This is a genomic window from Streptomyces formicae (assembly GCF_002556545.1).
GTDB lineage: Bacteria > Actinomycetota > Actinomycetes > Streptomycetales > Streptomycetaceae > Streptomyces > Streptomyces formicae_A.
In genome coordinates, this window is the sequence record NZ_CP022685.1 from 5,858,988 (window position 1) to 5,871,491 (window position 12,504).

Below are 12,504 nucleotides of genomic sequence, written 5' to 3' on the forward strand. Positions count from 1 at the left end.
GCTCGGCCCGGCACGTATTCGGCCCGGCGGAGCGAATATTCAGCCCCTCCGGCGTTTGAGGAGCGGGGTCCGGGGCGGAGCCCCGGGGAACCCCGTCGCCGAGTCAGTCCTTGATCTCACAGATGACCGCACCGGAGGTCAGGCTCGCGCCCACCTCCGCCGTGAGGCCCTTGATCGTGCCCGACCGGTGGGCGTTGAGGGGCTGTTCCATCTTCATCGCTTCGAGGACCACGATCAGGTCGCCCTCGTTGACCTCCTGGCCCTCCTCGACCGCGACCTTGACGATCGTGCCCTGCATGGGCGAGGCGAGGGTGTCGCCGGAGGCGGCGGGGCCGGACTTCTTGGCCGCGCGCCGCTTGGGGCGGGCGCCGCCCGCCGCCGCGGTCCGCGCGATCGTCATGCCGAGGGAGGACGGCAGGGAGACTTCCAGGCGCTTGCCGCCGACCTCGACGACGACCGTCTCGCGGCCCGGCTCCTCATCGGTCTCCGCGTCCGCCGCGGGCGCGGCGAAGGCCGGGATCTCGTTGACGAACTCGGTCTCGATCCACCGCGTGAAGATGGTGAACGGGCCGCTGGAGCCGGTCAGTTCGGGCGCGAAAGCCGGGTCCCTGACCACTGCGCGGTGGAAGGGGATGGCGGTGGCCATGCCCTCGACGGTGAACTCGTCCAGGGCGCGCGCCGCACGCTGCAGCGCCTGCTCGCGCGTCGCACCGGTCACGATCAGCTTGGCCAGGAGCGAGTCCCAGGCCGGGCCGATGACCGAGCCCGACTCCACGCCCGCGTCCAGGCGGACACCGGGGCCCGAGGGCGGCGCGAAGGCGGTGACGGTGCCGGGCGCGGGCAGGAAGCCCCGGCCCGGGTCCTCGCCGTTGATGCGGAACTCGAAGGAATGGCCGCGCAGTTCGGGGTCGCCGTAGCCCAGTTCCTCGCCGTCGGCGATGCGGAACATCTCGCGTACGAGGTCGATGCCCGCCACCTCTTCGGTGACCGGGTGTTCCACCTGCAGGCGGGTGTTGACCTCCAGGAAGGAGATCGTGCCGTCCGCGCCGACGAGGAACTCGACGGTTCCGGCGCCGACGTAGCCGGCTTCCTTCAGGATCGCCTTGGAGGCGCTGTACAGCTCCTCGACCTGGGCGTCGGAGAGGAACGGCGCGGGGGCCTCCTCCACCAGCTTCTGGTGGCGGCGCTGCAGCGAGCAGTCACGGGTGGAGACGACGACCACGTTGCCGTGCTGGTCGGCCAGGCACTGGGTCTCCACGTGCCGGGGCTTGTCCAGGTAGCGCTCCACGAAGCACTCGCCGCGGCCGAAGGCGGCCACCGCCTCGCGCACCGCGGAGTCGTACAGCTCGGGGACCTCCTCCAGGGTGCGGGCGACCTTCAGGCCGCGGCCGCCGCCGCCGAACGCCGCCTTGATGGCGATCGGCAGGCCGTGCTCCTGGGCGAAGGCCACGACCTCGTCGGAGCCCGAGACCGGGTCCGGGGTGCCCGCGACCAGCGGGGCACCCGCGCGCTGCGCGATGTGCCGGGCGGCGACCTTGTCGCCCAGGTCCCTGATGGCCTGCGGCGGCGGACCGATCCAGGTCAGGCCCGCGTCGATGACGGCCTGCGCGAACTCGGCGTTCTCCGAAAGGAATCCGTAGCCGGGGTGGATCGCGTCCGCCCCCGCGTCCTTGGCCGCGGCCAGCACCTTGGAGATGTCCAGGTAGCTGGTTGCCGGAGTGTCACCGCCCAGCGCGAACGCCTCATCGGCCGCCCGTACGTGCAGAGCGTCCCGGTCGGGATCTGCGTAGACGGCTACGCTCGCGATCCCCGCGTCCCGGCATGCCCGAGCAACACGGACAGCGATTTCGCCACGGTTGGCGATGAGCACCTTGCGCACGATGGCTCCCTCCTTGAAACAAGCCGAGTTTAGGGACAGCCGACACGGGCTTACGACCCGTCCCCAAGGGTGAGCTTGCCCACACGGAGTGTGATTCGAGGCTCGCCCGATCCGTGAAATCCCTTGTCGTACCACGGTACGCAGGCTTCCTGCCCGGCAGCCTAGCCCTCCGGTGTGGCCAAGGTCTCTGTGAGTCCGCGCTGCGGCGGGACGCCTTTCTTTGTGGAGTCCCTACGAATGGCCCAATGATTCTTTGCCTTCGACACAGCCCTTGTCCCCGGGTTTACCCGTTAGTAGCGTTCGCGATGGCTCGAACGTACTTGGGGTAACAGCGGAAGCAGCGGAAAGTGGGTGGGGCGCCGTGGCGCGCAGACCGGTGGCCTGGGTGGGCGCGATCGTTCTCTTCGCGGAGGCGGTCGGCATCGCGCTGCTCAACTGGATCCTCGGCCTCGTCGTCGACAACCAGGACATGTCCCTCGCCGGTCTCGACCCGCACGCGATGACCGTGTCGACCTGGATCGCCGGCGCCCTCTTCGGCGGCTACCTCGCGCTGTGCGGCATCGTCCTGATCCGCACGGCCGTCCGCGACCGCGCCCCCGGCACCTTCGGCCGCCTGCTCCTGATCAGCTGCGCCGTCGTGCAAGCGCTGCTCGGCGCGTTCTCCCTCGGCCTGGTCGGCTGGCCCGCGTTCGCGTTCATGATGGTCGTCCTCGGCCTGCTCGTCCTGACGCTCGTCGCGTACGACAAGAAGGCGCGGCAGGACGAGGGCGGCGGCGAGGGGCAGGTGCCGCAGGACGGCGCCCCGCAGCCCGCCTGAGGCCCTCCGGGCCCTTCCTGGGCCCCGTCGGCCCTTCCTGGGCCCGTCAGGCCCACAACTCCGTGATGCCCACGCCCAGTTGCGCGAGCAGGCGGCGCAGCAGCGGCAGGGAGAGGCCGATGACGTTCCCGTGGTCGCCCTCGATGCCCTCGATGAACGGGGCCGAGCGGCCGTCCAGCGTGAACGCCCCCGCCACGTGCAGCGGTTCGCCGCTCGCGACGTACGCGGCGATCTCCTCGTCCGAGGGTTCGCCGAAGCGGACCACGGTCGACGCCGTGCCCGACGCGTACCGGCCCGACGCGGTGTCGTAGACGCAGTGGCCCGTCTGCAGGACGCCCGCGCGGCCGCGCATCGACTTCCAGCGGGCGGTCGCCTCCTCGGCGTCGGCGGGCTTGCCGAGCGCCTGGCCGTCCAGTTCGAGCACCGAGTCGCAGCCGATCACCAGGGCGCCCTTGACGTCGGGGCGCGCGGCGACCACCGATGCCTTGGCCTCGGCGAGGGCCAGGGCGAGTTCGGCGGGGGTCGGCGCGGAGACCGCGTCCTCGTCCACCCCGCTGACGATGACCTCGGGGGCGAGGCCCGCCTGGCGGAGCAGCCCGAGGCGGGCGGGGGACTGGGAGGCGAGCACGAGGCGGCGGCGCGGATCACTCATGCGGTCAGCGTAGCGAGCGGCGGCGGTGGGGTTCTGGCGCGGGCAGCGCTAGCGGATGCCCAGGACGAACATCGCCACCACCATGGCCAGGGCAAGGACGAGTCCCGCACGGCGCATCTTCGCCTGCATGTCCCGCATGTCCTTGGGCGGGTTGTTCTCCGGGTCCGACCACAGCATGTAATCGATAGTGCGGTCGGCGGGGCCGGGGCGCCTGAGTACGCGTACTCAAGTTCCCCGGACCCGCTCGGTGAGACGGGCGGGCAGCTCTAGCCGGGCCAGTAGCTGCGGCCCCATGACGTGGGGCCCGGCGCGGGCAGCCGGTGCCGGGCCACGCGCGCGGGGTCGGCCCACGCGTCGGGGGGCGTGGGCGCGCCGGACGGCTGGTGGGACACCGCCGCGGCGCGCGCCTGGACCACCGCCAGGGCGGCGGCGAGCTCCTCCGGGGTCGGGTTGCCCCGTACGACCTTGATCATGACCGCTCCGTGGGGGACTGGTGGGGGCTAGAGGGGGATGTTTCCGTGCTTCTTCGGAGGGAGGGATTCCCGCTTCGTGCGCAGCTGACGCAGACCGCGCACGAGGTGGGCGCGGGTCTCCGACGGCATGATGACCGCGTCGATGTAGCCGCGCTCGGCCGCCGTGTACGGGTTGAGCAGCGTGTCCTCGTACTCCTGGATCAGCTGGGCCCGCGTCGCCTCCTGGTCGTCGGCCGCGGCGATCGTGCGGCGGTGCAGGATGTTCACCGCGCCCTGCGCGCCCATCACCGCGATCTGGGCGGTCGGCCAGGCCAGGTTGAGGTCGGCGCCCAGGTGCTTGGAGCCCATCACGTCGTACGCGCCGCCGAACGCCTTGCGCGTGATGATCGTGATCAGCGGGACCGTCGCCTCGGCGTACGCGTAGATCAGCTTCGCGCCGCGCCGGATGATGCCCGTGTGCTCCTGCTCGACGCCCGGCAGGAAGCCCGGCACGTCGACGAAGGTGATGACCGGGATGTTGAACGCGTCGCAGGTGCGGACGAAGCGGGCGCCCTTCTCGGAGGCGTCGATGTTCAGGCAACCGGCGAACTGCGTCGGCTGGTTGGCGACGATGCCCACGGGGCGGCCCTCGATCCGGCCGAAGCCGGTGAGGATGTTCGGCGCGAACAGTGCCTGCGTCTCGAAGAACTCCGCGTCGTCCAGGACGTGTTCGATCACGCCGTGCATGTCGTACGGCTGGTTGGCGCTGTCCGGGACGAGCGTGTCCAGCTCGCGGTCCTCGTCCGTCGGCGCGAGGTCCGCCTCCTCGGGGAAGGCCGGGGGGTCGCTCAGGTTGTTCGAAGGCAGGTACGACAGAAGGGACTTGACGTACTCGATCGCGTCCTTCTCGTCGCCCGCCATGTGATGGGCCACGCCCGACGTGGAGTTGTGGGTGCGGGCGCCGCCGAGCTCCTCGAAGCCGACGTCCTCTCCCGTGACCGTCTTGATGACGTCCGGGCCCGTGATGAACATGTGCGACGTCTGGTCGACCATCACCGTGAAGTCCGTGATCGCCGGGGAGTAGACGGCGCCGCCCGCGCAGGGGCCCACGACGAGGGAGATCTGCGGGATCACGCCCGAGGCGTGCGTGTTCCTGCGGAAGATCTCGCCGTACATGCCGAGGGCCATGACGCCCTCCTGGATGCGGGCGCCGCCGGAGTCGTTGATGCCGATCACCGGACAGCCGGTCTTCAGCGCGAAGTCCATGACCTTGACGATCTTCTGGCCGAAGACCTCGCCGAGCGCGCCGCCGAAGACGGTGAAGTCCTGCGAGAACACGGCCACGGGGCGGCCGTCCACGGTGCCGTAACCGGTCACCACGCCGTCGCCGTACGGCCTGTTCTGGTCAAGACCGAAGTTGGTCGAGCGGTGCTGCGCGAACTCGTCCAGCTCCACGAAGGACTCGTCGTCGAGCAACAGCTCGATCCGCTCACGCGCCGTCAACTTGCCCTTGGCGTGCTGCTTCTCGACCGCTCGCGCCGAACCCGCGTGTTTGGCCTCCTCGATGCGGCGCTGCAGATCGGCGAGCTTGCCTGCGGTCGTGTGGATGTCGATCTCGGACATAGGGATGCGGCTCCCTGCCTGCTCATCGGGGTTTCTGGCGGCTTCTGGCACGTGTGACGGCCTGCGGTGCGGCTTGCTACTGACCCGTAGCGTATCGGCGCCGATACCGTTCGGCAGTGCGGCGTTTACCACACCTAGGGTGGCTTGCATGACGTCGTCAGATGCTGAAGGCAATCGCTGGTCCGACCTGGGGAGGCCGCCGCTCAACGCCGCCTCGCTGCGGCGCGCTCTCGTCCGTGAGGGCGGTCTGTGGACCTCCCTGGACGTGGTCGCCAGTACCGGGTCCACCAACAGCGATCTCGTGGGGCGGGCCGGGGAGCTCCCCGAAGGGGCGGTCCTCGTCGCCGAGGAGCAGAGCGCGGGGCGGGGGCGGCTCGATCGGCAGTGGTCCGCGCCCGCCCGGTCCGGTCTCTTCTTCTCCGTGCTGCTCAAGCCCGCCGAAGTCCCCGTCGAGCGGTGGGGGTGGCTGCCGCTGCTCACCGGTGTCGCCGTCGCCACGGGGCTCTCGCGGGCGGCCGGGGTGGACACCGCACTCAAGTGGCCCAATGACCTCCTGGTGACTGTGGGGGGCGCCGAACGCAAGGCCGGGGGCATCCTCGCGGAGCGGGCGGGTGGTGCGGTCGACGGGGGCGGCGGTGTCGTGGTGGGCGTCGGGCTCAACGTGACACTGCGCGAGGACGAGCTGCCGGTCCCGACCGCGGGCTCGTTGGGGCTGGCCGGGGCGGTGAGCACGGACCGGGATCCGTTGCTGCGGGCCGTGCTGCGGGCGCTTGAGCAGTGGTACGGGGACTGGCGGGCCGCGGGCGGGGATCCGGGGGCGTCCCGGCTCCAGGAGACGTACGCGGCGGGGTGCGCGACGCTGGGGCGCACGGTGCGGGCCGAGCTGCCGGGGGATCGGTCGATCACGGGGGAGGCGGTTGCCGTGGACGGGGACGGTCGGCTCGTCCTGGCTACGGAGGACGGGGTGCAGCAGCCTGTGGGGGCGGGGGACATTGTGCATTTGCGGGGGGCGGGGTGAGCGTCTGCCCTCGCTGTCGTGGGGCGGGGCTGCGGTGGTGGGGTGAGCGTCTGCCCTCGCTGTCGTGGGGCGGGGCTGCGGTGGTGGGGTGAGCGTCTGCCCTCGCTGTCGTGGGGCGGGGCTGCGGTGGTGGGGTGAGCGTCTCCCCTCGCTGTCGTGGGGCGGGGCTGCGGTGGTGGGGTGAGCGTCTTCTCGCCGTCGTAGGGCGGGGCCGCGGCGGTATGTCCGTCCTCGCCGTCCCAGAGCATTGCCACGGTTTGGGCCCCTCGGCACGTGGCAACCAGTGCTCCGGGCGGACATACCGCCACGTCCCCTCGGGTCGCGGGCGGCCGCGGGCCGGTGGGGGTTGCCGCGCCGCGGCCGGGCTGTTGCCGCTTCCGCCGTTCCAACTGCCGCTGCCGCCGCTCCAGCTTCCGCTGCCGCGCCGCTCGCGCTGGGGGTGATCGCTCGCCGTTGGGCTGGGCCGCTGCCGCTGTCGCCGCCGCTGTGGGCAGATGTTCCGCAGGGCGGAACGGGTGGGCACAGCCCCCGTTGCCGAGGGGGGAACGGGGGCGCCAGACACGGTGCGGGCGGGCGGGGGCAGGGGCGGTGTGGAGGTGCGGGGCGGTGGTCAAGGGGAACGTCACGGGAGTCGGGAGTGAGCTGCGGCACACCTGCCGTAAAGTTGGCGCCGGTCGATACCTGACCGCGGCAGATCGGAAGGGCAGCAGGCGTGACCGTCGACGACACGGGATCCGGCGAGGTACCGGAGGTGGGCGCCGGGGTCCCCGAAGTGGACGAGAAGTCGGAGGATCCTGAGAAGGACCCCCTCGCTCTCCGGCTCGAGGGGCTGATCCTCGGGGCCGATCGCCGGTACACCCCCTTCCAGGCAGCCCGCAGCGCGGGCGTCTCCATGGAGCTGGCCTCACGGTTCTGGCGAGCCATGGGCTTCCCCGACATCGGCCAGGCCAAGGCGCTCACCGAGGCCGACGTACTCGCCCTGCGGCGCCTCGCCGGCCTCGTCGAGGCGGGCCTGCTGAGCGAGGCCATGGCCGTACAGGTGGCACGGTCGACCGGACAGACCACCGCGCGACTCGCGGAGTGGCAGATCGACTCGTTCCTGGAGGGCCTCACCGAGCCGCCCGAGCCGGGAATGACCCGTACGGAAGTCACGTATCCGCTCGTCGAGCTGCTCCTGCCCGAGCTGGAGGAGTTCCTCGTCTACGTGTGGCGGCGCCAGCTCGCCGCCGCCACGGGCCGAGTCGTGCAGGCCGCCGACGACGAGGAGATGGTCGACCGGCGCCTCGCGGTCGGATTCGCCGACCTCGTGGGCTTCACCCGGCTCACCCGGCGGATGGAGGAGGAAGAGCTCGGCGAGCTCGTCGAGGCCTTCGAGACCACCGCCGCCGACCTGGTCGCCGCGCACGGCGGGCGGCTCATCAAGACCCTCGGCGACGAGGTCCTGTACGCCGCCGACGACGCCGGGACCGCCGCGGAGATCGCGCTGCGCCTCATCGAGACCATGGCCAACGACGAGACCATGCCCGAGCTGCGGGTCGGCATCGCCTTCGGGACCGTGACCACGCGCATGGGCGACGTCTTCGGCACGACCGTGAACCTCGCGTCCCGGCTCACGTCGATAGCTCCCCGGGACGCCGTCCTCGTGGACGGCGCCTTCGCCGAGGAGCTGACGCGGACCGGCGACGCGCCCGCCTCCGAGGCGGAGGCCGCCGCGCTGGCCGAGCGCGCGGAGAAGGAGGGCGAGGAGCCGCCCACCTACCGCTTCGCCCTCCAGCCGATGTGGCAGCGGCCGGTGCGCGGGCTCGGGGTCGTCGAGCCCTGGCTGCTCGCCCGCAGGAGCTGACCGCCGCCCCTTCCACTGGGGTCGGGGCGGCTGACATGATCCTTCGGTAACGGTCGTTAACCGGGTGGAGGAGACGTCATGGGTGACGAGCAGCGGTACGGGGAGTACGTGGCGGTCAGGCGGCACGGCCACGTCGTCGAGCTCGTTCTCGACCGGCCGAAGGCCATGAACGCCGTCTCGGCGGAGATGGGGCGCTCCATCGCCGCCGCCTGCGCCGCGCTGACGGACGACCGTGACGCCCGCGTCGTCGTCCTGACCTCCACCCACGAGCGGGCCTTCTGCGTCGGCGCCGACCTCAAGGAGCGGAACTCCTTCAGCGACGCCGAGTTGCGCCGTCAGCGGCCCACCTCGCGTGGCGCCTACGGCGGTGTCCTCGAACTCCCCATGCCGACGATCGCCGCCGTGCACGGCTTCGCGCTCGGCGGAGGGTTCGAGCTCGCGCTGTCGTGCGACGTGATCGTCGCCGACTCGACCGCCGTCGTCGGGCTTCCCGAGGTGTCGGTCGGCGTCATTCCCGGCGGCGGCGGCACCCAGCTGCTGCCGCGTCGCGTCGGGTCCGCCCGCGCGGCCGAGCTGATCTTCTCGGCGCGGCGCGTGGAGGCCGCGGAGGCGCGGGAGTTGGGCCTGGTGGACGTACTGGTCGACGGGGACGGGGCCCGCACGGAGGCGCTCGCGCTCGGCGCCCGCATGGCCGCCAACTCGCCCGTCGGGCTGCGCGCCGCCAAGCGCGCGCTGCGCCTCGGGCAGGGGCTCGACCTGCGTGCGGGGCTCGAGGTGGAGGACGCGGCGTGGCGCGACGTGGCGTTCTCGGGGGACCGGGTGGAGGGTGTCGCCGCGTTCAACGAGAAGCGGAAGCCGGAGTGGCCCGGGGAGTAGGGGCCTGGCTGGCCTGGCCTGGTCTGGTCTGGTCTGGCCTGGCCTGGCTCAGGCGTTCTTTGGGTTATGTCCCGAAGTTCCTAAATGCCGTAAACCTTCTAGCCTGGGGTCATGGGTGAGGATGTCCGGCTGCGGGCCGTGGTGGAGTTGGCGCAGGGGATGGCCGCGGCGCACGCTCCGCGTGAGTCCTGGCGCGCGGCCGCCCTCGGTGCCTGCCGCGCGCTGAACGGGAGCTTCGCCGCGCTCTCCGTGTGGGAGCGCGATCTGGGGCGGCTGCGGGTGCTCGTGAACGTGGGCGAACGGGCCGAGGGCGAGGAGGAGTTCCCCGAGCGGGAGTCCTACCCCGTCAACCAGTTCCCGGAGATCGCCGAGTTCCTGCACGAACGCTGGGCCGGTGGCGGTGAGCCGCACGCCTGGGTCGAGACCGCCGAGGGGCCCGCGGGCGGCAGGGCCGCGGGCTACTGCCACGAGCGCGTCACCGCGCTGCGGCGGCGCGGGCGCGGCTGCTGTGTGGTCGCGCCGATCGTGCTGCACGGGCGGGCGTGGGGCGAGCTGTACGTGGCGCGGCCGGTGGGCGCGCCCGTCTTCGACCGGGCCGACGCCGACTTCGCCACGGTCCTCGCGGCGGTCGTCGCCGCCGGGATCGCCCAGACCGAACGCCTCGAGGAGGCGCGGCGGCTCGCCTTCACCGACGCGCTCACCGGGCTCGCCAATCGGCGCGCGGTCGATCTGCGGCTCGACGAGGCGGTGGAGCGGCACCGGGTCGACGGCGTCGTGGTGAGCCTCGTCGTCTGCGACGTGAACGGGCTCAAGCGGGTCAATGACACCCGGGGACATGCCGTCGGCGACCGCCTTCTCGAGCGGTTCGGGTCGGTCCTCTCCGTCTGCGGCGCAATGCTCCCGGGGGCACTCGCGGCGCGGCTCGGCGGGGACGAGTTCTGTCTGCTCTCGGTGGGGCCCGGGGCTGATGAGGTGGTGCGGGTGGCCGAGGAACTCTGCGTACGGGCGGGGGAGTTGGAGCTCGGCGACGGGGTCGCCTGCGGGGTCGCGTCGACCGGTGACCCGATCGGGGCGGTGCGTTCGGGTCGCCGGCTGTTCCGGCTCGCGGACGCGGCGCAGTACCGGGCGAAGGCTGCGCGGGCGGTGAAGCCGGTGGTGGCGGGGCGGGGTGGGGGTGAGGAGGGTGATGATCCGGTGGTTCGGCTGGCTGACGCGCCGTCCGGGGAGGGCGGGGCGGAGGTGGGGGAGCGGCGGAGGTTTCGGGGGCGGGAGCCGCGGGGGGCTCGGGGGGCGCGGGGCTCGTCGTGAGGGCGGGGCCGCGGGGGGCTCGGGGGGCGCGGGGCTCGTCGTGAGGGCGGGGCCGCGGGGGTATGTGCGTACTCGCCGTCCCAGATGACCGCTACCGGGCTTGCTTCCTTGCCTCGGTCTTCTTATGTGCTCCGTGCGCACATACCCCCACGTCCCCTCGGCCGCGCTCGCGGCTGCGGCCCGGCGGGGGCGGGCCCCTTCAGGGGCGCGGGGAACTGCGCGAACCCCCGTGTGCCGCCGCACTGGACGTGGGGATGATGCCGCCATTGCCCCCACCCACCCACGCGCGGTGGCCCCTTCAGGGGCGCGGGGAACTGCGCAAAACCCCGTGTGACACCGCACCGGACGTGGGGTCGCAGCCGTCGTGGGAACCCCGGAGCCGAGAGGCAGGGACCGGGGCGTAGGGGGTTGCCGTCAAGGAGTAAGCCCGTGCGGATCCACCCGTGACACTCGGCGATTCAGTCCGTACGCTGCTGAATATGGATATGCACAGCGTGGGCACTGTGGCCCTTGGGACGTCCGGAACGAGCGCCGAGGACGTCATCGCCGTCGCGCGGGGCAACGCGCGGATCGAACTGACCGCCGAGGCGCGCACCGCCCTCGCCGCGTCCCGCGAGATCGTCGACGCGCTCGCGGCCAAGCCGGAACCCGTGTACGGCGTCTCCACCGGCTTCGGCGCCCTCGCCAGCCGGCACATCGGACCCGACCTCCGCGCCCAGCTGCAGCGCAACATCGTCCGTTCGCACGCGGCGGGCATGGGCCCCCGCGTGGAGCGCGAAGTGGTCCGCGCGCTGATGTTCCTGCGACTGAAGACCGTCTGCTCGGGCCACACGGGCGTACGCCCCGAGGTCGCGCAGACCATGGCCGACGTCCTGAACGCGGGCATCACCCCGGTCGTCCACGAGTACGGCTCGCTCGGCTGCTCCGGCGACCTCGCGCCGCTCAGCCACTGCGCGCTGACGCTGATGGGCGAGGGCGACGCGGAGGGTCCTGACGGGGAGGTGCGGCCCGCCGGCGAGCTGCTCGCCGCGCACGGCATCACGCCCGTCGAACTGCGCGAGAAGGAAGGGCTCGCCCTCCTCAACGGCACGGACGGCATGCTCGGCATGCTGGTGATGGCCCTCGCCGACCTGGACCTGCTCTACAAGTCCGCCGATGTCACCGCCGCCCTGACCCTTGAGGCACTGCTCGGTACGGAGAAGGTCCTCGCCCCCGAGCTGCACGCCATCCGCCCGCACCCGGGACAGGCCGCGTCCGCCGCCAACATGCTTGCCGTGCTTGCCGGTTCGGGCCTCACCGGGCACCACCAGGACGACGCGCCGCGCGTGCAGGACGCCTACTCGGTGCGCTGTGCGCCGCAGGTCGCGGGCGCGGGCCGGGACACGATGGCGCACGCGCGCACGGTCGCCGAGCGCGAGCTGGCCGCCGCCGTCGACAACCCGGTCGTGCTGCCCGACGGCCGCGTCGAGTCCAACGGCAACTTCCACGGCGCCCCCGTCGCGTACGTCCTCGACTTCCTCGCGATCGCCGCCGCCGACCTCGGCTCGATCGCCGAGCGCCGCACCGACCGGCTGCTCGACAAGAACCGTTCGCACGGGCTTCCGCCGTTCCTCGCCGATGACGCGGGCGTCGACTCGGGGCTCATGATCGCCCAGTACACACAGGCCGCCCTGGTGAGCGAGATGAAGCGGCTCGCCGTGCCCGCCTCCGCCGATTCCATCCCGTCCTCCGCGATGCAGGAGGACCACGTCTCCATGGGCTGGTCCGCGGCCCGCAAGCTGCGCACCGCGGTCGACAACCTGACTCGCATCGTCGCCGTCGAGCTGTACGCCGCGACGCGCGCCGTCGAGCTCCGCGCGGGTCTCACGCCCGCCCCCGCGACCCAGGCCGTCATCGAGGCCATCCGCAAGGCCGGTGTCGAGGGGCCCGGGCCCGACCGGTTCCTCGCTCCCGATCTGGCCGCGGCGGAATCGTTCGTGCGGACCGGTGCCCTGGTGGCGGCGGTCGAGCCCGTCACGGGGCCGCTGAGCTAGGGC

General features: G+C 72.4%; 11 protein-coding genes. 6 read left to right on the forward strand and 5 right to left on the reverse strand.

The window, feature by feature from the left end; genetic code table 11:
• Nucleotides 1–103: 103 nt before the first annotated feature.
• Nucleotides 104–1,879 (reverse strand): acetyl/propionyl/methylcrotonyl-CoA carboxylase subunit alpha, encoded by a 1,776-nt coding sequence (locus KY5_RS25695; protein ID WP_098244438.1) that lies wholly within the window; start codon nucleotides 1,877–1,879, stop codon nucleotides 104–106.
• A gap of 361 nt (nucleotides 1,880–2,240) precedes the next feature.
• Between KY5_RS25695 and KY5_RS25700 the strand changes: the two genes are divergently transcribed.
• Nucleotides 2,241–2,696 carry a hypothetical protein gene (locus tag KY5_RS25700; protein ID WP_234362860.1) on the forward strand — a complete coding sequence of 152 codons (456 nt, stop codon included), beginning with the start codon at nucleotides 2,241–2,243 and terminating at the stop codon, nucleotides 2,694–2,696.
• 46 nt (nucleotides 2,697–2,742) lie between these two features.
• Here the strand turns inward: KY5_RS25700 and KY5_RS25705 are convergent, their stop codons facing one another.
• The 4 genes from KY5_RS25705 to KY5_RS25720 all read right to left on the reverse strand — a co-directional run bounded on the left by KY5_RS25705 (nucleotide 2,743) and on the right by KY5_RS25720 (nucleotide 5,423).
• Nucleotides 2,743–3,348, reverse strand: coding sequence for a Maf family protein (locus KY5_RS25705; RefSeq protein ID WP_098244439.1), 606 nt, complete (start codon nucleotides 3,346–3,348; stop codon nucleotides 2,743–2,745).
• A 48-nt stretch (nucleotides 3,349–3,396) separates the two neighbouring features.
• The gene (mmpB, locus tag KY5_RS42970) at nucleotides 3,397–3,525 is read right to left on the reverse strand and encodes a morphogenic membrane protein MmpB (RefSeq protein WP_098244440.1); all 129 of its coding nucleotides are present in this window, start codon (nucleotides 3,523–3,525) and stop codon (nucleotides 3,397–3,399) included.
• A gap of 89 nt (nucleotides 3,526–3,614) precedes the next feature.
• On the reverse strand, nucleotides 3,615–3,821 hold the full coding sequence (locus KY5_RS25715) for an acyl-CoA carboxylase subunit epsilon (RefSeq protein WP_098244441.1): 207 nt from the start codon (nucleotides 3,819–3,821) through the stop codon (nucleotides 3,615–3,617).
• 27 nt (nucleotides 3,822–3,848) lie between these two features.
• Nucleotides 3,849–5,423, reverse strand: a complete 1,575-nt coding sequence (locus KY5_RS25720; RefSeq protein WP_098244442.1) for an acyl-CoA carboxylase subunit beta — start codon at nucleotides 5,421–5,423, stop codon at nucleotides 3,849–3,851.
• A 148-nt stretch (nucleotides 5,424–5,571) separates the two neighbouring features.
• Here KY5_RS25720 and KY5_RS25725 point away from each other — a divergent pair, with 148 nt between their 5' ends.
• From KY5_RS25725 to hutH, 5 genes are all read left to right on the forward strand, one after another.
• Entirely contained in the window at nucleotides 5,572–6,441 is an 870-nt protein-coding gene (locus KY5_RS25725; protein ID WP_098244443.1) for a biotin--[acetyl-CoA-carboxylase] ligase, read from the forward strand.
• 712 nt (nucleotides 6,442–7,153) lie between these two features.
• The gene (locus KY5_RS25730) at nucleotides 7,154–8,284 is read left to right on the forward strand and encodes an adenylate/guanylate cyclase domain-containing protein (RefSeq protein ID WP_098244444.1); all 1,131 of its coding nucleotides are present in this window, start codon (nucleotides 7,154–7,156) and stop codon (nucleotides 8,282–8,284) included.
• Nucleotides 8,285–8,362: 78 nt separating this feature from the next.
• Nucleotides 8,363–9,160 (forward strand): enoyl-CoA hydratase/isomerase family protein, encoded by a 798-nt coding sequence (locus tag KY5_RS25735; RefSeq protein ID WP_098244445.1) that lies wholly within the window; start codon nucleotides 8,363–8,365, stop codon nucleotides 9,158–9,160.
• A 111-nt stretch (nucleotides 9,161–9,271) separates the two neighbouring features.
• Nucleotides 9,272–10,468, forward strand: coding sequence for a GGDEF domain-containing protein (locus KY5_RS25740; protein WP_098244446.1), 1,197 nt, complete (start codon nucleotides 9,272–9,274; stop codon nucleotides 10,466–10,468).
• Between the two features lie 494 nt (nucleotides 10,469–10,962).
• On the forward strand, nucleotides 10,963–12,501 hold the full coding sequence (gene hutH, locus KY5_RS25745) for a histidine ammonia-lyase (protein ID WP_418952878.1): 1,539 nt from the start codon (nucleotides 10,963–10,965) through the stop codon (nucleotides 12,499–12,501).
• Nucleotides 12,502–12,504 lie beyond the last annotated feature (3 nt).

What these genes read in the sequence shown, in the direction of transcription:
- KY5_RS25705 (WP_098244439.1), bottom strand. Translation starts at nt 3,348, where the DNA reads ATGAGTGATCCGCGCCGCCGCCTCGTGCTCGCCTCCCAGTCCCCCGCC.
- mmpB (WP_098244440.1), bottom strand. Translation starts at nt 3,525, where the DNA reads ATGCTGTGGTCGGACCCGGAGAACAACCCGCCCAAGGACATGCGGGAC.
- KY5_RS25715 (WP_098244441.1), bottom strand. Translation starts at nt 3,821, where the DNA reads ATGATCAAGGTCGTACGGGGCAACCCGACCCCGGAGGAGCTCGCCGCC.
- KY5_RS25720 (WP_098244442.1), bottom strand. Translation starts at nt 5,423, where the DNA reads ATGTCCGAGATCGACATCCACACGACCGCAGGCAAGCTCGCCGATCTG.
- KY5_RS25725 (WP_098244443.1), top strand. Translation starts at nt 5,572, where the DNA reads ATGACGTCGTCAGATGCTGAAGGCAATCGCTGGTCCGACCTGGGGAGG.
- KY5_RS25735 (WP_098244445.1), top strand. Translation starts at nt 8,363, where the DNA reads ATGGGTGACGAGCAGCGGTACGGGGAGTACGTGGCGGTCAGGCGGCAC.
- KY5_RS25740 (WP_098244446.1), top strand. Translation starts at nt 9,272, where the DNA reads ATGGGTGAGGATGTCCGGCTGCGGGCCGTGGTGGAGTTGGCGCAGGGG.